Origin of the sequence: Thalassotalea sp. G2M2-11, assembly GCF_017168195.1 — a bacterium.
Taxonomy (GTDB): domain Bacteria; phylum Pseudomonadota; class Gammaproteobacteria; order Enterobacterales; family Alteromonadaceae; genus Thalassotalea_E.
In genome coordinates this window covers 1,168,951-1,193,484 of record NZ_JADNYL010000001.1, presented here as the reverse complement: position 1 = coordinate 1,193,484, position 24,534 = coordinate 1,168,951, and the positions used below count along the sequence as shown (strand labels likewise).

Below are 24,534 nucleotides of genomic sequence, written 5' to 3'. Positions count from 1 at the left end.
CCAATGCAACTTGATAACTATGTAAATACCTTTGGTCGCTACCTAAAACAGACCTATCAACAACGAGTAAAAAAACTCACCATAGATGCTGCTTTTACCTGTCCAAATCGCGATGGCACATTAGGGCGAGGCGGTTGTACCTTCTGTAATGTAAAATCCTTTAATCAAGCCAGTAATGAGCAATCGATTGCCAAGCAAATCAATCAGGGCAAAGCTGAGCATGGTAAAAAATCAGAAAAATATTTAGCGTACTTTCAAGCGTATACCAGCACCTATCAAGAAGTAGAGTACTTACGAGAAAAATATCAACAAGCCTTATCTCAGGCAGATATCATTGGTTTATGTGTTGGTACGCGTCCCGACTGTGTGCCCGATGAAGTATTAGAATTATTGCAAGAATATGTCAAACAAGGCTATGAGGTATGGCTAGAGCTTGGCTTACAATCATCCAGTAATAAAACGCTTAAACGGATCAACCGAGGACATGAATTTTCAGCGTATCAAGATGCGGTAGAAAGAGCTGCCAGATATGGCATTAAAATATGCACCCACTTGATCATTGGTCTTCCCGGTGAACAACTAGCAGAGTCGATGACCACATTAGAGCAGGTCCTTAACCATCCTTTGGACGGGCTAAAGCTTCATCCTTTACATATTGTCAAAGGCAGCATTATGGCAAAGGCTTGGCAAGCTCAGCGAATGAAGGTGTTATCAATGACCGAGTATGCGGATATTGCAGGCGAGTTGATCCGACACACTCCGCCGTCAATCATCTTTCACCGAGTCTCTGCCACCGCCCATAAGCATGAACTACTAGCACCCGATTGGTGTTTACTGCGCTGGCCTTCGATTAATGAAGTATGTAAAAACCTTGATCGTTTAGGCGGGCAAGGAGCAGCGTTATCGAAGGAAAATACCGTAACGCAAGAGTTAACGCTCAGCATTCCAATTAAAGAAATACGCGCCTAATGATAAAAATATCAAAGACATTACCGCTAAAATACCTAAGTGATAACTAATATCAACCAAAGTAGCCCCTTCGGTGAGCACTTTTCTTGCCCCAGCAACCAAGTGAGTGAGTGGTAAAAATTCAGCGACTAACTTTAAGCTTTCTGGCGCCCCTTCTAAACTAAACCATACACCCGATAAAATCATCATCGGCCACGAGGTTAAGTTCAGTAACCCGCCAATCAGCTCTTCACTTTTACTTTGGCACGCCACTAATAAACCTAATGAAATTAAACTAAAAGCCCCTAATAAGCCAACAATGAGTAAATCGACATAACTGCCTAACATATAAAAATCAAAGAAGAAATTACACCCGATATACACCACAGTCGTGGTACAGATAACGATAAACAATCGTGAGAAAAGTTGCGCACTGACAAATTCAAAAGCAGAGAGTGGCGTGGCTTTGAGCCTTTTTAAAACTGCATTTTTTCGATATCGTACAATGACATACCCTACGCCAAATAAGCAACTGAACATCATGTTCATTCCTAATACACCTGGCAATACCCAATCTACGTACCGAATTTTTTTCCCTTGAGTCGCCAGTTGTCGAAAGGTGGGATGCTCAGCTAATACTAATTTTTCAACAAAATACCCTTGGGGTGAATCTTGATTCACCCAGTATTGCTGCCCTTTAAAGTCAATCAATAGATCAATACTAAACTGGCTTAATTTTAACTTGGCTTTTTCAATGCTTTTATAATCAATGAAATCAATATGCTGAGTGTCAAGAAAACTGGATGTTGCCTCATTTAAATCAAGCACCCCCACTTTATATACCGCTTTTCCATTACCAGAAAAAATAAACGACATGGCAATAATAATCAAAATAGGAAATGCCAAACTCCAACTCAGCGACGATTTATCACGGAAAAATTCAATATTTCGCGCTTTAACAACCGCAAAAAAACGTTTTAAGTTCATTTTATTCCCTCAAAGAATGACCGGTAAGCTTCAAAAACAAATCATCTAAGTTTGCTGATTTTACGTGCAAACCTTCCAGTGAAACTTGTGCAGCGATCAGTGTTGATAACGTTTGTTCAACTTGATCTGTGGTTATTTCCACTCGTTCTCCTACCACTTTCCATTGGCACTTCCCCACTAAAGATTGCGGCAATTCGGTTAACGGTAAATAAATAAAGACTTCAGTAAAATGTTTTGCCAACAGCTGCTCAGGACAACCACTTTCGATGATTTTCCCTTTATCCATAATGACCACTTCATCGCATAACTGCTCGGCTTCATCCATGTAATGAGTGGTTAAAATAATCGTTTTTCCTTTCTCTTTGATATTTTCAATCAATTGCCAAAAATTACGTCGGGCCTGAGGATCTAAACCTGTTGTGGGTTCATCCAAAAATACAATATCAGGATCATTTATCAAAGCTAATGCCAGTAACAAACGTTGACGTTGACCGCCAGAAAGTAAACGATTATCGCGATGTAAAAACTCGGTTAAATCACATAAATCAATTAATGTTTGATGAGATAAGGTTCGCGTATAAAAAGCAGTAAATAAATCTAATGTTTCTTTAACGGTTAAAAAATCTTGTAAAGCGGTATGTTGAAATTGAATGCCTATTTGCTGAGAAATATCCGCTTTCATTGGTTGATCGTAATAATAAATACGACCAGAGCTTGGCGCAATAATACCTTCCATGATCTCAATAGTAGTAGTTTTACCCGCACCATTAGGGCCTAATAGACCAAAGCATTGCCCTTTATTAATTGAAAAACTAATATCATCAACCGCAGTGATATCATCATATTTTTTTGTTAATCCTTTAACATCAAGCACCGATTTGGACAAAATATACTTCCTTATTGTCTGTTATTTATCAACAAAATAGTACGCTATTGCAGTGTATTTTACATCTATTGTCTACGTAACCTGAGATTCGCATAACTCATGCGTTTCTAGCTGCTATTTTTACTGACTTCTGCGTCATTTGGAAGCGAAATAATCAGTTATTCCAGCGCCAAAAAGCCTTGAATTCAGTCAAAAATAACAAGCTAGCAATATAAGATACTGTTATTGTTTTATTATACTTAGCGCTATTTCTTATACAAAGCTGAGGTTTGGTAAATTCCTTCACATCCACCTCTATCCAAATAATAATAATTATCATTTGCATTAAAATAAAAAGCTGATTATATTATGCTACAAGATAACTACTTTAGGAGTGCATTATGACACCTTGCAATCGGCAAACACTTAATGACAATTGGGCGCAAGTTGGTATTCCAAAAGCCTTGCTAGATGAGTTAATCAGTACAGGGGTACTCACTGGCGATCAGTGCCGCTGCTTAAATAGCATAGCCAAAAATGTGATGTGGGAATCACTATTAAATACCAGTGTGAAAGTTGTTTAACTATGAAAACATCATCGACTGACTCGACCATTATTGTATTAGAAAATTGGTTACAGGTTTTGCTCAGCACCTATGGTCATCATCCTAGTCAAGCTTTAGCAAAAATCATTCATTACTATATAGGTCGCGTACTAAAAGAAAGCGATAGATCAGAACAACCTTTTAACAAGTATCAATATTTACGCATGAAAAAATACTGGTACTGGCGTAGTCTATAACGCAACTATGTTAAGTAACGCAACTATGTTAAGTAACGCTGTTTGACTTCGACGATGGTTTGCTCATTAACTTGCTTCTTGCCAGTAAAGTCTAACGCTGATGCAATCTCAGCGATGGATTGATTTTGCAAAATACGGCGAACTAAGAGTTCTGGAATCACTTCAAGTTTGTTATGCAAATAGATATGGTGGATCAGCCATACATGCAAACTATAGAGACAGGTATCAAACACACTCTGTTTAGCAAAAAAATGCTCAACTACTTGACGATCAAAATCTGTCAATGGTGGCAGCATCGCTTGTGGCCATTGCTTAATAACCTGACAAACAAGCCCTGCTTCTAACGAGTGAAATTGCCGATTAAGCAACAAGACAAATTGACGATAAAACTGCTGCTGGGCTTGACTAAACAAGACCTTGCCTTCATCGGTTAACGGATGTAATAGTAACGCTGAGTGCTCTCCGCTGGTATTATCTCGAGTCAATCCTAAGCGCACGATGTAATAATCACTTTTTTGCCAAAATTGAAGTAATTGTTTATTTGCACCAAAACTGGTGCCTAACAGTGCTATGCCGTGTGATTGTCCATACTGCTTAATGTATGTTAATAATGCTTGCCCAAGGCCACGTTGCTGGTATTGCTCCTGCACAGCAATGCGCATGATACGCAGGTAACGATAATCAAAGGCCTGCTGACAATGGTTATAAAGAAACAAAGATTGAGGCAAAAATTGATTTTTTAGCCGTTTTACTGAAGCAGCAACCAGTGAACTCTGTTCATCACTCACCTCCCCTTCAAGCATAGTTAAGGCAACGGCTATTACTCTCTTATGATGAAAACTGACAAATATTCGCAAGGCTTGATTATTTAGCAACAACTTCAGATCACTTGGTTTCGTTTGATAATGCGCTTTAACTAACACACCAAACACTTGTTGCAATAACATTTCATCAGCAAATAACTGTGTTGTCGTTATCTCGTTCGTTGTAACTCCTTCAATACAAGTAAGATTATCCGCCACATTCTGAGTAACGTTAACGTTCTGAGATTCTCCAAGTAAAAATCCATTAAAAGTCAGTTGCTCTAACGGATCATGCTCACTCCAGCGTATCGGCTGATGAAGATGTAAATGCTTATATTGTGGTGTTTTACTTGCCAAAATTTGATGAAACTTTACAGCAAAACCTCGACCCGCGCCTTCGTAACCATGCACCGTCGAAGCAAATACCATCCGAGGGTAAACAGTTAATAATTTTGACAATATATAAACAGGAATGGCGGCCGCCTCATCTACCAATAATAAATGACTTTCAGGAGTATATCGAAGCAAGTCATCGATACAGCTAAATTGCACTTTATGTGTTAAATAACAAAAACTATGCCTTTGCAACGTCCCATCTGGACAAGACTTTTGCAGCTGCTGAAAAAAGATCGCTACTGCATCGGCATGAGGCGCAGTGATAGTGATCACCAGCTGAGCATGTTTTTCAGCCATTGTTAATATATTTGCCACAGCAATAGCGAGCGCAGAAGATTTGCCCCTTCCTCGATCTGCCGTTATCACTAACGGCCGCTTTCGGTGGCCATGCATCACATGTTCAATTGCCTGCACAGCCATCAACTGATCTTGAGTGAGACAGTCATCATCAGAAAATGCAGAATCTTCCTCTGTTAATTTAACCTCATGTAGCCTTGTCAACGATGGAAGTGTGTTATCGGACTGCTTCACTGTCACTGTCTTTTGATCGGTTTTTATTTGCTGCCAAAAGCGCTGAAGGAATAAATTTTCGGGCTGGTTAATTCGCTCCGGTGGACATAGCCAAATCATCAGTCCACCCGCTCGCACTGTGCCGCTTAATGCAGCAAAGGCATCGGGATGAAAGTTTCTGTCAGCAAAAATAACTACATCATTCTCGCAACCAAGATGATGCCGATAATTATCAACAATGATGGTCTGCTCAGCCGAAAACTCATCACCATAAACAACCGCAGATGAAGAAGACGGCTTATCAAAGTCACTCATGAGTGAACAAAGTAGTGATTTTGACCACTCAAGTTCACCGTATAACACCACTAAACAACGCTGCTGCTGCTTGAGCAACAAGGCTCTTAAATCGTTTACCCAGTGATAAAAATCAGACGTATTCAAGCTAGGATCATCATTCACAAAAATTTATAGCAGTTTAACAAGCAATTTATAAAATCTAAACTAAACTTTACCGAAGTCGAATAACAAAATAATCAACAGAAATATACCTTTAATTGGCTAATTAATAACATAAAAGTGGCATAACTTGATTTTGATCAATACCTGCTTTTCTAGTAGAGTCACAATAATAACCATAGTAATTTGTAAGGATAATTCAATGAGTGACAACAATAATCCAGAGCAAGTTAAAAAGTATGAAAAAAATACTTTTCTCTTTCTCGCCGTGTTTTTAGCACCGATCCTTTCGATCATCGTAGTGGGGGGATTTGGTTTTATGGTGTGGATCAGTCAGTTGCTGTTCGGCCCACCAACGTCTTAATTTTGAATAACTATCTATGAATCAATCAATAGAAAACCCAAGCAGAAGACGATTATTTCGTGGTAAGTTCACTCAGCCTGCGCCATCGCTACGTTTACCTTGGATCAAAAGTGAAGAGCACTTTTTAAATCATTGTACACAATGTGGTGACTGCCTAACTGCCTGTGAAACAAATATCATCGTTAAAGACGACGCTGGATTTCCAAAAGTTGATTTTACCATTGATGAATGTACGTTTTGCAATGCTTGCCATACGAGCTGTCAGCAACCACTGTTTATTAATAAAGAAGAAATATCTACAAACAATACGCCCCCGTGGCCTGCTCAATTAACCATTAGTAATCAATGTTTGGCACAAAACAATGTTTTTTGCCAAAGCTGCCAAGATGTTTGCGACCCTCGTGCTATCACATTTAATTTCCAAGGCAGTAGCATTCCAACACCCAATGTTAATCTAGCAGATTGCAACCAATGTGGCGCCTGTGTCTCAACGTGTCCACAACAAGCAATATCACTAACGCCCCAAAAGCAAGAGGTTAACCATGCCTGAAATATACACGCCAGCAAATGCTGATCATCAGGAATCATGCAACGAATACCACGTTGCCAGCTTTGTTGCGCATGCCCAAAACGGGCATGTTGAAGAAGTCACCAGTGAAATTTCAAGCACTGAAGGTGCTGAAATTCATGCTGTCAGTGACGAAGGCAAAATCGTATTTACTATCGAAGCCTCAACTCAAAAGAAGATAGGCTTCTTAATTGACCAATTAAAACACCATATCGGATTACTTAGTTTATCACCGATATACCATCAATTTTTAACAGAAGAAGAATAGGTGAGCTTATGACTATTAATCGCCGAGAGTTTATAAAAGCTAACGCTGTAGCAGCTGCGGCTGCAGTTGCTGGTGTTGCAGTACCTGCAAAAGCCTCGAACCTTATCACCAGTAGTGATATTACCAAACTCAAATGGGACAAAGCACCTTGTCGTTTTTGTGGTACAGGCTGTAGTGTTAACGTAGGGGTGATGGATGGCAAAGTAGTTGCTACCCACGGTGACATTAAATCTCCCGTCAACAAAGGGCTTAACTGTATCAAAGGTTATTTCCTTTCAAAAATTATGTACGGTAAAGATCGCCTAACTACGCCATTATTAAGAATGAAAAATGGCAAGTTCGATAAAGAAGGTGATTTTACTCCGATTACTTGGGATGCCGCTTTTGACATCATGGCCGAAAAAGCGAAGAAAACCTTAAAAGAAAAAGGCCCTGAAGGTATCGGCATGTTTGGTTCTGGCCAATGGACAGTATTCGAGGGTTACGCCGCATCAAAATTAATGAAAGCAGGCTTTAGAACGAACAATATCGATCCAAACGCTCGTCACTGTATGGCTTCTGCCGTGGGTGGTTTTATGCGTACCTTTGGTATCGACGAGCCAATGGGCTGTTATGATGATATTGAAGCGACCGATGCTATGGTGTTATGGGGCTCAAATATGGCAGAAATGCACCCTATTTTATGGACTCGTATTACTGACCGCCGTTTAAGTGCTCCTCATGTAAAAGTTGCCGTTTTATCTACCTTTACTCATCGTAGTTCAGATCTTGCCGATAACAGCATGATTTTTACGCCGCAAACAGATTTAGCAATTTTAAACTTTATCGCCAATTACATTATTCAAACGGATCGTGTTAACAAAGACTTTGTTAACAAGCACACCAACTTTAGATTAGGTAATACGGATATTGGTTATGGCTTACGCCCTGAGCACCCATTAGAGCAAAAAGCAAAAAACAATGGTAAAACTCGTGGTGGTTCATCGCCAATTACCTTTAAAGAGTACGCAAAGTTTGTCAGCACTTATACCGCGGAATACACTTCTAAATTATCGGGCGTGCCAATTGACAATTTGAATGCATTAGCAGAGTTATATGCTGATCCTAAAGTGAAAGTCTGTTCATTCTGGACCATGGGCTTTAACCAGCATACGCGTGGTGTATGGGCAAACAACCTTGTTTATAATATTCATTTATTAACAGGTAAAATTTCAACTCCTGGTAACAGTCCGTTCTCATTAACCGGTCAACCTTCAGCTTGTGGTACAGCGCGTGAAGTAGGAACATTTGCACACCGTTTACCAGCTGACATGGTAGTAAAAAATAAAAAACACCGTGATTTATCAGAAAAACTGTGGAAAGTCCCTAATGGTACTATTCCTCCTAAACCTGGCTACCATGCGGTACTACAAAACCGTAAATTAAAAGACGGCGAGTTAAATTTTTATTGGGTGCAATGTAACAACAACATGCAAGCAGCAGCCAATATGAATGAAGAAACATACCCTGGTTATCGAAACCCGAAAAACTTCATTATTTGTTCTGACCCATACCCAACGGTCACAGCGCAAGCATCCGATCTGATTTTACCTACCGCTATGTGGGTTGAAAAAGAAGGTGTGTACGGTAACGCCGAGCGTCGTACCCAAGCTTGGTATCAAATGGTTGAAGCGCCAACAGGCGCTAAATCTGACCTATGGCAATTAGTTGAGTTTTCAAAACGCTTCAAAATTGAAGAAGTTTGGCCAAAAGAGCTATTAGATAAAAACCCAACATACAAAGGCAAGACCATGTATGAAGTGTTATTTAAAAATGGCCAAGTTGATAAATACTCAATTAACCAAGTACCAACTGACCGCTTAAATGATGAAGCACGTCACTTTGGTTTTTATATCCAAAAAGGCTTATTTGAAGAGTATGCAAGCTTTGGTAGAGGAAAAGCGCATGATTTAGCAGATTATGATCGTTACCATGAGGAGCGTGGTTTACGTTGGCCTGTTGTTGATGGCAAAGAAACATTATGGCGCTTTAAAGAAGGTTCAGATCCTTACGTAGAAGCGGGTAAAGACTTCCAGTTTTATGGCAAAAAAGACGGTCGAGCCATTATTTTCGCCTTACCATATGAGCCAGCAGCAGAAAGCCCGGATGCGGAATACGACCTATGGTTGTCAACCGGTCGTGTATTAGAGCATTGGCATTCTGGTTCAATGACACAACGTGTGCCTGAGTTATACAAAGCTATCCCAGATGCATTAGTGTATATGCACCCAGATGATGCAAAAGAGCGAGGAATGCGCCGAGGCGACTTAGTCAAGCTAGTATCTCGTCGTGGTGAAGTGCAAACACGAGTTGAAACGCGTGGAAGGAATAAGCCCCCAAGAGGCCTAGTCTTTATGCCTTGGTTTGATGCCAGTCGTTTAGTGAATAAGGTCACTCTTGATGCAACTGATCCATTATCAAAAGAAACTGACTATAAAAAATGTGCAGTGAAAGTGGTTAAGGTATAGGAGAATAATGATGAAAACGAATACCCATCAGTTTATTAAAAATGTGTTCAAAACAATAATGGTTTCGGCATTATTTTCTTCCACTGTGATCGCTGCACAAAGTAATGTCGCAACATTACGTGGCGATGCCAAGCTTGATAGCCAGGGCAACACTGCAGCAATCCCTAGTGTACTTAATAAGGACATTAAGCAAGCACGGAACTACCCAATGCAACCACCGGTAATTCCGCATAAAACACGCAATTATGAAGTGAATTTGAACTCAAACAAATGCATGTCATGCCACAGTCGTACGCGCACCGAAGAGTCACAAGCTCCTATGGTAAGTGTCACGCACTACATGGATAGAGATGGTAACTTCCTAGCTGATGTATCGCCTAGACGTTATTTTTGTAATCAGTGTCATGCAACACAAAGTGACGTAAAACCACTGGTAGAAAATAATTTTGTCGATATGCATAGCCTAATGAAAGCTAAAATATCAGCTAAAAAGTAGGAGCATAGTATGAAAGAAATCATCAAAATAGGCTGGCAAACATTAAGAAAGCCGAGCGCATATTTTAGTTTAGGCTTCTTAGTCATTGGTGGCTTTATAGCAGGAATCATCTTTTGGGGTGGTTTTAACACTGCACTTGAAGCAACCAATACTGAAGAATTCTGTATCAGTTGCCATGAGATGGAAAATAATGTTTATGAAGAGTTAAAAACTACCATACATTTTTCTAACCGTTCAGGGGTTAGAGCCACTTGCCCTGACTGTCACGTCCCTCATAAGTGGACGGATAAAATCGCTCGAAAAATGCAAGCTTCAAAGGAAGTTTGGGGCAAGATATTTGGCACGATCAACACACGTGAAAAGTTTTTAGCGCATCGTAAACAATTAGCGCAAAATGAATGGAGACGTTTAAAAGCGAATGATTCTCTAGAATGTCGGAACTGCCATAACTTTGATTATATGGACTTTACCTCACAAAGTTCTCGTGCGGCTAAGCAACATTCAACGTCACTCGCTAGTGGTGATAAAACATGTATCGACTGCCATAAAGGGATTGCTCACCAATTACCTGACATGAAAGGTGTAGAAGGTTGGCACTAAGCACAAACCATTTCAGCTGAACTTAAAAAGCCAGTGATTCACTGGCTTTTTATTTCTCTCATAAAAAGTTTGCTAATATTTTAAACATCCAATCATTTTTCATTTGAAAAAAAATATTTTTTTGCCTATGTTTCACATTATACCGTGTTAAGAATAAACCATTATTTTTATAGGCTGCACTAATGACATATGATGATACGGATGAACTGAACGACGAAAATTTAAGCGACGACAATGATCTAGACGTTGAATTTGACACTATCGAGCAAAAAGATGCCCAAGTACGTAAGCGTATAGATGAACTATTAGAGAGAAAACGTTTAAAAGAGTTACTTGATGATACCGATGACTGGTAAATAGCGAGGCGAAAAATCAAAGATTTAGCCCTTCTCCTCCTTCCTAATGTATAAATTGCTGATACAATATACGCCAGTTTTTAGTAAATACTTTCCCACATGACCTTATTTGAAAAATTACGTTGCTTGCTCACTTTTGGGCAAGGGGTTGCATTACCTTTACCCGATATATCTTCATCGACCTCCCCTTTTACTTTATTTCAGCAATGGTTTGATGATGCAAACAAATCAGGGATTTTGTTACCCGAAGCCATGTCGGTCAGTACCTGTAGTAAAAATGGCCAACCCAGCAGTCGCATGGTGCTATTAAAATCATTTGATGAGCAAGGCTTTGTCTTTTATACCAACTACGGCAGTCGGAAGTCGCAAGAATTAGTTGATAATGATAAGGTTGCCTTGTTATTTCATTGGAATGTTTTACAACGACAAGTCCGTATTGAAGGCACGGTAGAAAAAGTATCTCACGAACAATCAAACCACTATTTTCAAAGTAGAGACCGCGGTAGCCAGATTGGTGCTTGGGCTTCAAAACAAAGTAAAAAGTTGCCACATAATGATGAACTTAAACAACGTGTAGAATACTTTGAAAATAAATTTTCCGACAGCGAAGTGCCTTTACCTGAGTTTTGGGGAGGTATTCGAGTCAAACCTCATTACATCGAGTTTTGGCAAGGACGAGCAAGCCGTTTGCATGATCGAATTTGCTTCGAACAACAGGATAATAGCTGGCAGCAATTAAAGTTATATCCTTAATATTGTTCAGGTTTATTTACAACACTCAGTAAGTCAAACGCTTAACCTAGTTCCGTAAAAATGATAAAGTAGCGGAAAAATTAACATGAGACGATTAATGAAAAAAATAACAACTATCATTTTCTTCATAATTGTCTTTTCTTTTCAAGCAATTGCCGAAGAGATAAATGTTGGTTTAGAACCCTTTCCCCCTTTGATCAATGAAGATGGCACAGGGGTCATCATTGACATATTTAATCAAATATCCTCGCATTCCGACTTATCCTTTAACATACATTTAATGACCTATGCCCGCGCCAAACGGGATCTGAAAAATCATCAATTGGATATCGCTGGATTAACTCCAAAAAATAATGAAACAGAGAGCTTTTACCAATATGGGCATGAATTAGATTGGTCATTTAAAACCAACGTTGACATCTTCACATACCAAAAGCCGCCAATAAACATTAAGCAACTACCGGAATATAGCGTCGGTACTTTGTTAGGCAATGCAGAATTTTTTGCACAAGTGTTAAACATGCCAATCAACAAATTTGTTGAAGTCAGTAGTTTACCCCAGTTGGTAAAAATGTTGGCTAAAGGTCGGATACAATCCATCGTTTTTGAACGGATCTCAACAATGACAACCATTAAGCAATTAAACAAACAAGGCATTTACTATCAAAAGATTGCCAATATACCTGCCAGTTTAGCCGTTCAAAACAACGATAAAGGCAAACAATTAAAGCAAAAGCTCGATCAACTTCTGATCCAGTCGCAAATAACGATCCAGAATAAAAAATTAGAATTCTATAATACGTTAACAGATACAGGCCAAGTGTCAGTTGCTAAACACTAATTGATGCGAGCAATAACAATTGTTATTGCTCGATAAAAGATCTTAAAGCGGTATAAATAAATTAGCCACCCACAAGTGCTAACAAGATACCGGCAGCAACCGCTGAGCCTAGTACTCCAGCTACATTTGGCCCCATAGCATGCATTAATAAAAAGTTATGAGGGTTGGCTTCAAGCCCCACTTTATTGGCGACCCGAGCTGCCATAGGCACGGCTGACACCCCTGCTGCACCAATTAATGGGTTTACTGGCTCTTGACTAAATTTGTTCATTAACTTGGCCATCAATACCCCAGAAGCAGTACCAATTGAAAACGCTACTGCCCCTAAGGCAAGAATACCTAATGTTTCTACATTGAGGAATTTATCAGCGCTTAACTTAGAGCCCACTCCTAAGCCTAAAAAGATAGTGACAATATTAATCAGCTCATTTTGTGCCGTGCTACTTAGTCGATCAACCACGCCACATTCTCGCATTAAATTACCTAAACAAAACATGCCCACTAATGGTGTAGCAGCCGGTAAGAAGAAAATAGTCATCATCAACACAGCTAGAGGAAATATCACTTTTTCAATTTTCGTGACAGGTCGCAACTGTGCCATTTCTATTTTACGCTCCTGTTCGTTCGTAAGCGCTCTCATAATGGGTGGCTGAATAATTGGCACAAGCGCCATATATGAATATGCAGCAACTGCGATAGCGCCTAATAATTCAGGTGCAAGTTTTGATGCAAGAAAGATTGCTGTTGGACCATCGGCACCACCAATGATGGCAATAGCTGAAGCATCCGCTAAGGTAAATTCAAAGCCAGGAATCGCATTTAACGCAATAGCACCAAACAAGGTTGCAAAAATACCAAATTGTGCAGCAGCCCCCAGTAATAAAGTTTTAGGGTTAGCGATCAAAGCACCAAAGTCGGTCATTGCACCAACACCCATGAAAATTAATAAAGGAAAAATCCCAGTATCTATGCCCGCGTAATAAATATAATGTAGCAAGCCTCCTATTTCAGAAAAGCCCGCGATAGGAATATTAGTTAAAATGGCGCCGAAGCCCATAGGCACTAATAAAAGAGGCTCAAAGTTCTTTGCAATAGCTAAGAACAATAATAAGCAACCAACCAACATCATTACTACTTGGCCAAACTCAAAATTAGCTAGCCCAGTAGACATCCACAACGTTTGTAATGACTCCATTACACCACCTATGCCAAACTTAATAAAACATCGCCAACGGCAACAGAGTCGCCTTCTTTGACGTTAATTGAGACAATCTTGCCACCCGTTACGGCACGTACCTCTGTTTCCATTTTCATTGCTTCCATTACGATAACAACATCACCGGCTTCAACCTGCTCACCTTCACTAACTAGCAGTTTGAAAATATTGCCCGCTAACGGGGCATTTAATGTTTCGTCACCGCTGACAGTGGCAGACTGCTTCGTTTCTGAATCTGTTGCAGCGCTCACGCCACTAACAGAGCCACTAGGACCAACAACCACATCGTAAACTTTACCATCAACACTCACAGAGTAATTTTCTGTACTACCTTGAGCCGCAGGAACAGGCGTAGACGCAGCATCTTCTTTAGTTGGTACAGGTTCAAACGCATCAGGATTATGACGGTTTTCTAAAAACTTTAAGCCAATTTGTGGGAACAAGGCATAGGTTAAAACATCATCAATTTTATCTTCAGCTAATTGAATATTTTTCTCACTGGCTAACTTATCCAATTCCTGAGTTAACTTATCCATTTCAGGCTGGATCATATCTGCTGGGCGACAAGTGATCGCTTCCTTACCGTCTAATACACGCGCTTGTAATTCAGCATTCACTTCTGAAGCCGTTGCACCATACTCACCTTTTAATACGCCGGCAGTTTCTTTAGTAATAGACTTATAACGCTCTCCGGTTAAGACATTCAATACTGATTGCGTGCCTACAATTTGAGAAGTAGGCGTCACTAAAGGAATATTACCTAAATCTTTACGTACACGAGGGATTTCTTGTAACACTTCATCAAATTTGTCTGCTGCGCCTTGTTCCTTAAGTTGATTTTCCATATTGGTTAGCATGCCGCCTGGCACTTGCGCCAATAAAATACGTGCATCAATGCCTTTTAAACTTCCTTCAAATTTTGCATATTTTTCTCTTACACCACGGAAATAAGCCGCTACTTCCGCTAATTTCTCCATATCTAAACCAGTATCGCGTTCAGTACCTTCCACGATAGATACAATCGTTTCGGTTGGTGAGTGTCCGTAAGTTTGGCTCATCGATGAAATTGACGTATCTATCACATCTACATCCGCATCAATGGCTTTCATGTGAGTCGCAACGCTAAGACCTGTTGTTGCATGACAATGTAATGAAATAGGTAAAGTAACGGTTTCCTTCAAACGGCCAATAAGTTCAGCAGCATCATAAGGTTTCAATAAGCCTGACATATCTTTAATACATAAAGAGTGTGCTCCCATATCCTCAAGTTGCTTAGCCATGGTGAGCCAGCCTTCTAAGGTATGAACAGGGCTTTCGGTATAACTTAAAGTGCCTTGGGCATGCGCGCCCACATTAACAGCCGCCTTCACCGCCGTTTGTAAATTTCTCACGTCATTCATGGCATCAAAAATACGAAAAACATCAACACCATTAACGTGTGCACGTTCAACAAATTTCTCGACAACATCATCAGCGTAGTGTCGATAACCTAGAATATTCTGGCCACGAAATAACATTTGCTGTTTGGTTTTCGGCATGGCTTTTTTCAATGCACGTATACGCTCCCAAGGATCTTCTCCTAAATAGCGAATGCAAGAATCAAACGTTGCCCCCCCCCATGATTCAATCGACCAAAAGCCAATCTCATCAAGAACAGGTGCAATAGGAAGCATATCTTCTAAACGTAGCCTAGTGGCCAACAACGATTGATGCCCATCTCTTAAAACAACTTCTGTAATCCCTAGTGGTTTTGACATGTGCTGATGCTCCTATTTCTTTTTACTATTTTTTTGACGATATTGATTCACCGCAGAACTAATCGCGGCAACAATGGCAGGGGATATTCCCTCAGTAGCTGAATTACCACTTTTGGCAACATTACGCTGAGATTTAGGTTGAATAATAGGATCTGGGTATTTATCCGCAAGTTTTACCAAGACAATATTAATAAACAGGATCAGTATCCCTAAAAAAGCGAAAACAAATACCATTCCTGCTAGCATCAAAGTGCCAGCTTCAACAAATAACTGTGATAAGTTATCCATGACGATTCTCTATTGATTACAAACCTAGAATTAGAATAATCACTCCAATATATAAATTGCAAATCATATTTAGTCGTTTCAGAAAAAAAAACACAAGTCAATAGGACAAAAGACACTTTTTTAGCAGGTTATTCAACTTTTTTTAATAATTATTCGTTAAATGGTTATAAAAGCATAACATTGTATACAATTTAATTTCTTTATATTTCGCATGTTAGCGAGTCAAAATACAACATTGTATACAATATTAAAAATACAACCACTGAATAGCTGTTGAATATACTTGTTCAATAGCTTACTACGAAAATCATCGTTTATTGTTCAACTCAGCACATAATTGACTGCTCAAAGAGCTGATCAATTGTATGTGATGGCCTACGGATAATTAGGCTAGACAAATCGGGAAAGTATGAAAAAGTAACTAAGAGAACCAAAGGCACAAACCTTCAGGCGAAAAAAAACCAACCCTAAGGTTGGTTTTCTTGATGTGGCGGACGCGGCAGGAGTCGAACCTGCGACCGCCTGGTTCGTAGCCAGGTACTCTATCCAGCTGAGCTACGCGTCCGCGGTCAATCTATATTTTATATCCCAGATTTAGAGATAAGCTAAAAGCTATACTATTATATTATTTATCCAGCCTTAATAGTAGCTGCTCTTATTTATTTTACCACTTTAAGAAAAGTGGCGGACGCGGCAGGAGTCGAACCTGCGACCGCCTGGTTCGTAGCCAGGTACTCTATCCAGCTGAGCTACGCGTCCGCAATTAACCTATCTTTTATATCTTAAGTTTAAGATAGCGAAACTAGTTCGCATTCTAGTTTTTATCCCTAGAAAGGATGGCGGTGAGCGAGAGATTCGAACTCTCGATCGGGTTTAACGCCGATACTCCCTTAGCAGGGGAGCGCCTTCAGCCACTCGGCCAGCTCACCAGTGGGTGCGAATATTAATGGATCTTAAAAATATGTCAAACGATTTTTTAGCTTTTATTTCTGTTTGCTGAGAATTCACCCAACACGGCGATTAATCAGCCATTTTTTTAACAAAAAATAACAACTGCCGTAAAATAATAGTTGTTAATATACAAAAAAGCCGACTTACGCCGGCTTTTTGTTTGAATGCATTATTTTTAGAATTTATTGCCTGATGCTTCACTGTCACCCTTTTCAGACTGAATTCGCATATAAATTTCTTCACGGTGCACAGAAACCTCTTTAGGTGCATTGACTCCAATACGAACCTGATTTCCTTTTACACCTAATACTGTGACGGTTACATCGTCACCTATCATCAAGGTTTCTCCAACTCGACGTGTTAATATTAACATTCCTAATTTCCTTTCTTTTAACTACGGGATCCACTAAAAATACATAAGCTAGTAATAAATTTAGTCTAAATTTGGTAATTTACATACTTATTTGGATAAATATTTATGTAAAAATAACTACTTACTCAAATTTCTATGTACTAAAATTCAATCAAATTGGTAAAAAGCTAGTAAATTTATCCAAATGATGATTTTAGTAACCAACACTATTATTTTAGCAAGCTTATCACTTGGGTACACAAAAAAAGTACACTTTTATTGATTTATTCGTAAATGCAATGATTTTGTCAAAATAAAGCAACAATTTATTAACATTTTCTGCGTTAGATACAAAAAAGGAAACACTTAGGTTTCCTTTTCAACTATCTGTAATAACAAATCAAATTAACTCAGCTTTTCCTGCAACCAGCTTTCAACACTCGCTAACGCACTCGGAATGTTTTCAGGTTGGCTACCACCGGCTTGCGCCATATCTGGGCGTCCGCCCCCTTTACCGCCAACTTGCTCGGCAACAAGATTAACTAATTCCCCTGCTTTGACTTGCCCGACGAGATCTTTGGTTACACCTGCAATTAACCCCACTTTGCCATCATTTGCTGTCGCTAACAAAATAATACCTGAGCCTAATTTGACTTTAAGATCATCTACCATGCCTCTGAGATCTTTAGAGGCAACGCCATCAAGTGCTGCAATTAATGCTTTAACGCCATTTACTTCAATAGCTTGACTGACAAGATCAGAGCCCGCTTGTGCGGCTAACTGTTGCTTCAATTGCGCAATTTCTTTCTCAAACTGCTTATTTTTATTGATCACTTGCTCAACTTTATCAATCGAATTAGCAACATCAGATTTAACCAAGTTGGCAATTGATAATAGCGTTTGTGCTTGCTGATCAACATAAGCTAAAGCTCCTTCACCTGAGACAGCTTCAATACGCCTTACCCCAGCGGCAATACCCGATTCAGAGACAATTTTTACTAACCCTATTTCGCCGGTTCTATCAACATGGACACCGCCACATAGCTCAGTAGAGAAATCGCCTAGTGTTACTACACGTACTTCATCGTCATATTTCTCACCAAATAACGCCATTGCTCCTTTTTCTTTCGCCTCATCAATTTGCATCAACTGAGTATCACGTGAATGATTACGACGAATCTCATGGTTAACCAAGGTTTCAACTTCATTGATCTCTTGTGGCGTTAAAGCTTCAAAATGTGAGAAATCGAAACGCAATTTTTCGGCATCACATAACGAGCCTTTTTGTGTAACATGCTCACCTAATACTTTTCTTAACGCCGCATGTAATAAATGCGTTGCCGTATGGTTTTTCACAATAGCGGCTCGACGATCAGCGTCTATCTCCGCTTTAACTCTGGCATTAAGGTTAATATCTGTTTTAGCAATACCTTGATGGGCAAATGCATTACCAATTTTCACGGTATCTGTGACTTCAAACACTCCGTGCTCTGTCACGATAAAACCAGTGTCCCCTACTTGACCACCTGACTCAGCATAAAACGGGGTATTATCAAGGATCACTATGCCTTGCTCACCGCTTTTTAACACATTGACCTGACCATCATTATTGAATAATTCAACCACAGTCGAAGAAAATGAATGATTGGTGTAGCCTTTAAAGTGAGTTTGTTTGTCTGACTTTAATTGTTTGTTGTAGTTAGTACCAAATTGACTTGCTTGTTGGGCACGTTCTCGCTGTAAGCCCATCGCGACATCAAAGCCATTGTGATCAATTTTTAATTGACGTTCTCGGGCAATATCCGCGGTTAAGTCGGCAGGAAAACCATAGGTATCATATAATTTAAAGACGTCATCACCACTGATCGTATCACCCTGTAAATTAGATAAAATATCTTCTAATAACAACATACCGCGATCTAAGGTACGACCAAATTGCTCTTCTTCAATACGTAAAATTTTCTCAATAACCGCTTGTTGTTGTGCAAGTTCGGGGTACGCCTGCCCCATTTGTTCAATAAGTGCACCAACCAACTTATGGAAAAAGTGTGATTTAGCTTCTAATTTATGACCATGGCGGATTGCACGACGAATAATACGTCTTAATACATAGCCTCGTCCTTCATTTGACGGCATCACACCATCTAAAATCAAAAAGCTACACGAGCGAATATGATCGGCAATGACGCGCAACGATTTATGTTCAAGATCATTACAATGCAATAACCTTGCTGTCGCTTGAATTAACGCTTGGAAAATATCAATTTCATAGTTGCTATGCACGTTCTGCATAATTGCAGAAATACGCTCTAACCCCATCCCGGTATCAACCGAAGGCTTAGGTAAGGCTTCCATCGTACCGTCTTCTTGACGGTTATATTGCATAAATACAATATTCCAGATTTCAATAAAACGATCACCATCTTCTTCAGGAGAACCAGGAGGGCCACCCCAAATCTCTTCACCGTGATCATAAAAAATTTCTGAGCATGGACCACAAGGGCCAGTATCCCCCATAGACCAGAAGTTATCTGATTCATACTTCTTACTTGGTGACTTATCGCCAATACGAATAATCTTTTCTGCTGGCACACCAATTTTATTTGCCCACAAATCGTAAGCTTCATCATCCGATTCGTATATGGTCACTAATAGCTTTTCTTTAGGCAATTTCAGCACTTCGGTCAGAAACTCCCACGCATAAGCAATAGCATCTTCTTTAAAATAATCACCGAAACTAAAATTACCTAACATTTCAAAAAAGGTATGGTGGCGCGCGGTATAGCCAACGTTCTCTAAATCATTATGTTTACCACCCGCACGAACACAGCGCTGCGACGAAGTAGCACGCGTATAACTACGCTTTTCAGCACCAAGAAACACATCTTTAAACGGTACCATACCGGCATTAGTAAAAAGCAAGGTAGCGTCATTACCAGGAACTAATGAGCTACTCGCAACAATCTGATGTTGCTTTGATGAATAAAAATCTAAAAATGCCTGTCTCAAATCGGCACTGGTTTTAATCATGGGAATATCCAAATTTTTTAGTGATCTGTAAACTGTATAATTAATGGATGCTGTTACTCACTTTGCACATCCAAGTTCAATACCGAAAAAATTTCATCCGTTGAAAAGCCTCGATATTGTAAAAAACGTATGCGTTTTGCTTTATCTTTTTGATCTTTAATGTCGCTACCATTAAATTTTTTAAGGTAACTTTGCCTCGCTTGGTGGTACCAGTCAATATCAGTTTGTTCTTCAGCTAATGCAATAATGGATGAGTTCACCCCTTTTTGTTGCAACTCTGTCTCAATATAGCGCCTGCCATAGCCTTTATTAATTCGGCTACGAAACACACTTTCGGCAAACCGTTGTTCGCTAAGATAATCATTGTCGAGTAAAAAACTGATCACCGTATCGATGTCATCAGCCTGATACTCTCGTTGTCGTAACTTATTGGTTAATTCAACAATCGAATGTTCTCGTCGAGATAATAAATCTATTGCTTTATGTAATAGTGCTTTATTCAAACCTTCAACGCCAAGGATCATCTTGTACCACAAGATAATGCAATTTAGTGCAAAACATCTAACTATTCTACCTTTAACTCAATAAAAAATCATAATTGCAGGTGAAAATATGATAAGTTTTTACATTATTGAAAGAATCACGCAAAATATAAAAAATGTGACCCGCTATGCTATTAATAACAATAGGGAACTGTATGAAGGATTATCTTAACCATTTTTATCGTTTAATTTATATTTTAACCTTGGCTGTTGCACTACAAGCTTGCGGTGGTTCTAACGATAAATCTGAAAACTACACTATTTCAGCGAATACAACTGCAATCACCTTTAGTAATGAGTTTTTGCAAGTTTCAGATGATACTTATCAAGTGGATGTGACTTTTAATGGTAAAGGATTATTAGTAGGTTTTGCGCCAGACAGTCAACTCGCTAGCTGGTTAAACTATCAAACTAAAAATGTCACCGAAAATTCAGCAAGCTTAATTATCAACGTAGTCAATGCTGAAAATATTATTGCCAGTCAATACAATACGACGTTGCGTTTATCTACAGGTGATGTCGATAAAGTAAACTTAGTACATCATGATATTGATATTTCTCTCTTGGTATGGCAGTTATCTACAAACAAAGAGCAGATCAACTTCCAAACAACTTATGGTGAAACCACACTTGCCAGCCAAACATTAGATATCGTCAGTGAAAATAATCAGTGGATCGCGCAAAGTGATGTTGATTGGCTAAGCTTGGATATTAGCGAAGGAAATGGCAACGGACAAATTACGATCAGCCCTAAACTGGAACTGTTCAGACAAGCAGGGCTTTATCAAGGCAATATAGTGTTAACAGAAATGACTTCTGGTGATACCAAAAACGTACCCGTTAACATTGCATTAGATCCAATACGATTATATGGCCATACTCCCGCGATAGCATTTAATCAACAGTTTAACCTGTCATATTTAACGCAAACGGTAGATATTCTGACTAATGCCGTTACTGACATTGATTGGCTGGCAACGAGCAGTGCTGAGTGGTTAACATTAACCCCAGACAGCGAAAATAACCGCTTAACTGTTAGCGTTGACCCAACAAAAGTTGCCGACAATGGCTTTTATAGTGCTGATATTCTGTTATCGCCACAAGAGCCAGCAGCAAGTTCATCAGCTACTATCAAGGTAAGTTTTACCAAAGGTAACTTTGACACAAATGATTTACCTGAAGTGATAATATCTGAAGTCACTGCCAATAATAATGCAACGGTGTTAGACCCTTTAAGACCTTATCTTTATATTGCTCAAGGCGATACCATTAAAGCATTTAATATAATTGATGGTTTAGAAGTCAGTAGCACAGTTTCTCCATTACCTGGATTTGAGCTGACCAACTTAGTGATCCACCCCGATGGTTCAATGATGTTAGTTTCAAATAATGAAACCTATGTTGATGAAAATGAACAAGAACAAACACGCACCAATTATTATCAATTTGATTTAACAGATTTAAGCTTTACCCAACTCGATAGCTCATTAATCGATATTGAATATCCCCCTAAACGTATCATTATGGTGTCAGGACAACCTGTTGTGGTGACCCAAGCATTAGAACTTGCTAATTTGTCTTTACAGCGCCAATACTGGGATGTTGAAAATGCCTTTTTAACTTCCACTATCGATTATGTGGCTGCAAGCAATCACTTATTAGCGTTCGATGCTGCCAATCTAAACTTAAAGCACCACAGCTTAAGCTACAATGCCTTTGCACCGAGCAGCGTTAAAATAGAAAGCACACAAGATTATGTTAATACGGCTTTTAATAGTGGCATTGCTGCTATCGCAACCAGCAAATCTGGCCAATATATTTATACCGTCAATTCACTATCAGAATGGTCAACCTTTGATGGCGAAACTTTTAATGATCAAGGCATGCTTGATGGCAACGCATTAACCATTCCTGTTGCCATAACCACAGACAATAATGACAACAGCTACGTGTACCGCTTCGATAGTGAAATTGGTTATTTCACTTTAAGCCAGTACGACAGTCATCAGGTAAACACTTGGACGGCTGCTTATAGCGCTGGCTCTACTGAGGTCTACTTATCCGCTGCATATCAACGCGTGATCCATTACAACCGTGACGAAAATAAATTAGTCATCGACTACATTAGCCACTAGTTTTCTACTGAAATACGGGAGTCGGTGATATCAACAATCATTATTAATATCACCAACTGCTACTTTTCTTGCTTCATCGTTTATCGCGCCATTAAGCCCATTAACCGCAAAATATTTGTTTATAAAAACACCGTCGTTTAATTTATCAGCAACAACTTCAGTTTAGAGGGAACTAAATGACAAACCTAACAAAGCTATTAATGTGCATATTGGTACCTTTCACCGCCAATACTTATGCAACAGAGAGCACTACAATTAATTTTACCAATAAAACACCGCTGTTTGATGGTCACTGTAAACAAAATGAATGGCATGGGGCAACAAAACTACAACTTCCTGCACAAATCACGCTTTATCTTATGCACAATAAAGATTCATTATTTGTTTGTGCCACAGGAAAAGACAAAGATTACACCGTAATTGACCTTTATATTGAAGATAAGAAAACGGGACATCTACACAATCTTCACGCATCTGCGCAACTAGGAGAAAGAATTTTAGTGGATAAAGCGTGGAGTGAGTCTGTTTTTTGGAATAATAAAGACTGGGGCGGTTTTTGGGTGCCTTACGCAGGAGAAGAGAAAACTGACAATGGCACAAGAACTCTATTTTTAGCAGGCTCAGACCGGGAGATCCAAGTACTTAGGAACAAATTCACCGGCAATACTTGGACCATGATGATTGGTATCAGTGCCGTTTACCAGCAAGGAAAATACGGCGCAAAATTCTTTTACCCTAGCAAGGCAAACGATAGCGATAAATCAACTTGGGCAAAATTTTCATTTACTCAATAACCGCTATATCTCTGCAATTATTTTAGCCCTTTGATGAGTGTTTTTAGCCAGCGCTCTTCACTGATAAATGACCATGCCTGATCTTTGTATTGCTCGCCGATACCAGCAGCAAGTATTTGCTGTTCAGACTTACCTTCAGCCAAGGCTTTAGACACTCGCTTAATGCTAAAGTCAATCATCTTAGCAAATGCACTATAGCCAGCTTTATCAGTTAACTGACCATGACCTGGAATAATGGCGACATCATCCGGCATCATTGCCAATAACTGATTCACATTGGCTAAATAACCTTTGACACTGCCGCCACCATCAAGGTCAATATAAGGAAAACCTAGTTCAAAAAATAAATCACCTGTGTGTAACACATTCGCCTGTTTAAAATAGACAACCGTATCACCATCGGTATGGCCTGCGGGAAAATGTATTAGCTGCACTTCTTCATCTTGTAAATAGATGGTAACGCCATTGTCATAGGTGACAACAGGTAAAGCCGCGGTTTGATGATCTTGCTCAGCTTGTAAACGACTTCTGACATTCTGATGAGCAAAAATAGGTGCTTTATGGGAAAAGAAAGCATTACTCCCCGTATGATCACCATGATAGTGAGTATTCACAATATATTTTAATTGATTATTGTTAATGCCCTGCATGGCCGCTTCTATTTTCTTTGCTAGCGGCTGAAACTGATCATCGACTAACAATAAACCAGCTTCTGTCGCCAATACGCCAATATTGCCACCCGCGCCTGTTAACATATAAACATTACCAGCAACCGCCGTTGTTTTGATCTCAACGTCTGACATATCTTGTGCATGAACACTAGTTAAAGTTAATGCAATCACACATAGTGATAACCATGATTTTTTAAACATTTATCCTTCCTTTAAAGTAAACTGATTAACAACAGCAACGCCTCTATTTCCTAGTGTTTAATCATTTGACTTTTAAC

At 39.4% G+C, this 24,534-nt stretch carries 24 protein-coding genes and 3 tRNA genes; 14 read left to right on the top strand and 13 right to left on the bottom strand.

Annotated features, from left to right (window positions below):
• The first annotated feature begins 3 nt into the window (after positions 1 to 3).
• Complete coding sequence (locus IV514_RS05165) at positions 4 to 969, top strand: TIGR01212 family radical SAM protein (protein WP_206483832.1); 966 nt, start codon at positions 4 to 6, stop codon at positions 967 to 969.
• Here IV514_RS05165 and IV514_RS05160 read toward each other — a convergent pair.
• Both IV514_RS05160 and IV514_RS05155 read right to left on the bottom strand, forming a co-directional pair.
• The gene (locus IV514_RS05160) at positions 931 to 1,935 is read right to left on the bottom strand and encodes an ABC transporter permease (protein WP_206483831.1); all 1,005 of its coding nucleotides are present in this window, start codon (positions 1,933 to 1,935) and stop codon (positions 931 to 933) included. The two genes, IV514_RS05165 and IV514_RS05160, sit on opposite strands and share 39 nt — an antisense overlap.
• Position 1,936: 1 nt before the next feature.
• Positions 1,937 to 2,821 carry an ABC transporter ATP-binding protein gene (locus IV514_RS05155; RefSeq protein WP_206483830.1) on the bottom strand — a complete coding sequence of 295 codons (885 nt, stop codon included), beginning with the start codon at positions 2,819 to 2,821 and terminating at the stop codon, positions 1,937 to 1,939.
• A gap of 380 nt (positions 2,822 to 3,201) precedes the next feature.
• On the opposite strand from IV514_RS05155, the gene IV514_RS05150 reads away from it, so the two are divergent.
• Both IV514_RS05150 and IV514_RS05145 read left to right on the top strand, forming a co-directional pair.
• Positions 3,202 to 3,384 carry a hypothetical protein gene (locus tag IV514_RS05150; protein WP_206483829.1) on the top strand — a complete coding sequence of 61 codons (183 nt, stop codon included), beginning with the start codon at positions 3,202 to 3,204 and terminating at the stop codon, positions 3,382 to 3,384.
• A gap of 2 nt (positions 3,385 to 3,386) precedes the next feature.
• Complete coding sequence (locus tag IV514_RS05145) at positions 3,387 to 3,602, top strand: hypothetical protein (RefSeq protein ID WP_206483828.1); 216 nt, start codon at positions 3,387 to 3,389, stop codon at positions 3,600 to 3,602.
• Between the two features lie 23 nt (positions 3,603 to 3,625).
• Here IV514_RS05145 and IV514_RS05140 read toward each other — a convergent pair whose 3' ends face one another.
• Complete coding sequence (locus IV514_RS05140; protein WP_206483827.1) at positions 3,626 to 5,752, bottom strand: GNAT family N-acetyltransferase; 2,127 nt, start codon at positions 5,750 to 5,752, stop codon at positions 3,626 to 3,628.
• Between the two features lie 217 nt (positions 5,753 to 5,969).
• Here IV514_RS05140 and napE point away from each other — a divergent pair, with 217 nt between their 5' ends.
• The 9 genes from napE (at position 5,970) to IV514_RS05095 (ending at position 12,520) form a co-directional block, all read left to right on the top strand.
• A complete protein-coding gene (napE, locus tag IV514_RS05135) occupies positions 5,970 to 6,131 on the top strand; it encodes a periplasmic nitrate reductase, NapE protein (RefSeq protein WP_206483826.1) in 162 nt (53 codons plus the stop codon).
• A 16-nt stretch (positions 6,132 to 6,147) separates the two neighbouring features.
• Positions 6,148 to 6,681, top strand: a complete 534-nt coding sequence (napF, locus tag IV514_RS05130) for a ferredoxin-type protein NapF (protein ID WP_206483825.1) — start codon at positions 6,148 to 6,150, stop codon at positions 6,679 to 6,681.
• Positions 6,674 to 6,967 carry a chaperone NapD gene (locus IV514_RS05125; protein ID WP_206483824.1) on the top strand — a complete coding sequence of 98 codons (294 nt, stop codon included), beginning with the start codon at positions 6,674 to 6,676 and terminating at the stop codon, positions 6,965 to 6,967. The genes napF and IV514_RS05125 overlap by 8 nt, the downstream gene beginning before the upstream one ends.
• Before the next feature lie 8 nt (positions 6,968 to 6,975).
• The gene (gene napA, locus IV514_RS05120) at positions 6,976 to 9,474 is read left to right on the top strand and encodes a nitrate reductase catalytic subunit NapA (protein WP_206483823.1); all 2,499 of its coding nucleotides are present in this window, start codon (positions 6,976 to 6,978) and stop codon (positions 9,472 to 9,474) included.
• Between the two features lie 58 nt (positions 9,475 to 9,532).
• Complete coding sequence (locus IV514_RS05115; RefSeq protein ID WP_206484034.1) at positions 9,533 to 9,970, top strand: nitrate reductase cytochrome c-type subunit; 438 nt, start codon at positions 9,533 to 9,535, stop codon at positions 9,968 to 9,970.
• A gap of 9 nt (positions 9,971 to 9,979) precedes the next feature.
• Positions 9,980 to 10,570, top strand: coding sequence for a cytochrome c3 family protein (locus IV514_RS05110; protein ID WP_206483822.1), 591 nt, complete (start codon positions 9,980 to 9,982; stop codon positions 10,568 to 10,570).
• Between the two features lie 182 nt (positions 10,571 to 10,752).
• Positions 10,753 to 10,926 carry a hypothetical protein gene (locus IV514_RS05105; RefSeq protein ID WP_206483821.1) on the top strand — a complete coding sequence of 58 codons (174 nt, stop codon included), beginning with the start codon at positions 10,753 to 10,755 and terminating at the stop codon, positions 10,924 to 10,926.
• A 99-nt stretch (positions 10,927 to 11,025) separates the two neighbouring features.
• Positions 11,026 to 11,679 carry a pyridoxamine 5'-phosphate oxidase gene (gene pdxH, locus IV514_RS05100; protein WP_206483820.1) on the top strand — a complete coding sequence of 218 codons (654 nt, stop codon included), beginning with the start codon at positions 11,026 to 11,028 and terminating at the stop codon, positions 11,677 to 11,679.
• A 97-nt stretch (positions 11,680 to 11,776) separates the two neighbouring features.
• Complete coding sequence (locus IV514_RS05095; protein WP_206483819.1) at positions 11,777 to 12,520, top strand: transporter substrate-binding domain-containing protein; 744 nt, start codon at positions 11,777 to 11,779, stop codon at positions 12,518 to 12,520.
• A gap of 61 nt (positions 12,521 to 12,581) precedes the next feature.
• Here IV514_RS05095 and IV514_RS05090 read toward each other — a convergent pair whose 3' ends face one another.
• From IV514_RS05090 to IV514_RS05050, 9 genes are all read right to left on the bottom strand, one after another.
• Positions 12,582 to 13,715 (bottom strand): sodium ion-translocating decarboxylase subunit beta, encoded by a 1,134-nt coding sequence (locus tag IV514_RS05090; RefSeq protein ID WP_206483818.1) that lies wholly within the window; start codon positions 13,713 to 13,715, stop codon positions 12,582 to 12,584.
• Positions 13,716 to 13,723: 8 nt separating this feature from the next.
• Positions 13,724 to 15,493 (bottom strand): sodium-extruding oxaloacetate decarboxylase subunit alpha, encoded by a 1,770-nt coding sequence (oadA, locus tag IV514_RS05085; protein ID WP_206483817.1) that lies wholly within the window; start codon positions 15,491 to 15,493, stop codon positions 13,724 to 13,726.
• A gap of 12 nt (positions 15,494 to 15,505) precedes the next feature.
• Positions 15,506 to 15,781: an OadG family transporter subunit gene (locus IV514_RS05080; RefSeq protein WP_206483816.1), complete on the bottom strand. Its 276-nt coding sequence runs from the start codon at positions 15,779 to 15,781 to the stop codon at positions 15,506 to 15,508.
• A gap of 488 nt (positions 15,782 to 16,269) precedes the next feature.
• Positions 16,270 to 16,346: transfer RNA gene (locus tag IV514_RS05075), tRNA-Arg, on the bottom strand.
• Between the two features lie 117 nt (positions 16,347 to 16,463).
• A tRNA-Arg gene (locus tag IV514_RS05070) sits at positions 16,464 to 16,540 on the bottom strand.
• A 78-nt stretch (positions 16,541 to 16,618) separates the two neighbouring features.
• Positions 16,619 to 16,710, bottom strand: a tRNA-Ser gene (locus IV514_RS05065).
• 197 nt (positions 16,711 to 16,907) lie between these two features.
• Positions 16,908 to 17,105 (bottom strand): carbon storage regulator CsrA, encoded by a 198-nt coding sequence (csrA, locus tag IV514_RS05060; protein WP_206483815.1) that lies wholly within the window; start codon positions 17,103 to 17,105, stop codon positions 16,908 to 16,910.
• A 384-nt stretch (positions 17,106 to 17,489) separates the two neighbouring features.
• Positions 17,490 to 20,114 (bottom strand): alanine--tRNA ligase, encoded by a 2,625-nt coding sequence (gene alaS, locus IV514_RS05055; protein ID WP_206483814.1) that lies wholly within the window; start codon positions 20,112 to 20,114, stop codon positions 17,490 to 17,492.
• 53 nt (positions 20,115 to 20,167) lie between these two features.
• Complete coding sequence (locus tag IV514_RS05050) at positions 20,168 to 20,638, bottom strand: regulatory protein RecX (protein WP_206483813.1); 471 nt, start codon at positions 20,636 to 20,638, stop codon at positions 20,168 to 20,170.
• A gap of 173 nt (positions 20,639 to 20,811) precedes the next feature.
• On the opposite strand from IV514_RS05050, the gene IV514_RS05045 reads away from it, so the two are divergent.
• Together IV514_RS05045 and IV514_RS05040 are read left to right on the top strand one after the other, a co-directional pair.
• Positions 20,812 to 22,791 (top strand): BACON domain-containing protein, encoded by a 1,980-nt coding sequence (locus IV514_RS05045; RefSeq protein ID WP_206483812.1) that lies wholly within the window; start codon positions 20,812 to 20,814, stop codon positions 22,789 to 22,791.
• Between the two features lie 176 nt (positions 22,792 to 22,967).
• A complete protein-coding gene (locus tag IV514_RS05040) occupies positions 22,968 to 23,585 on the top strand; it encodes a hypothetical protein (RefSeq protein ID WP_206483811.1) in 618 nt (205 codons plus the stop codon).
• A gap of 17 nt (positions 23,586 to 23,602) precedes the next feature.
• On the opposite strand, the gene IV514_RS05035 is transcribed toward IV514_RS05040, so the two are convergent.
• The gene (locus tag IV514_RS05035; RefSeq protein ID WP_206483810.1) at positions 23,603 to 24,457 is read right to left on the bottom strand and encodes an MBL fold metallo-hydrolase; all 855 of its coding nucleotides are present in this window, start codon (positions 24,455 to 24,457) and stop codon (positions 23,603 to 23,605) included.
• Positions 24,458 to 24,534 lie beyond the last annotated feature (77 nt).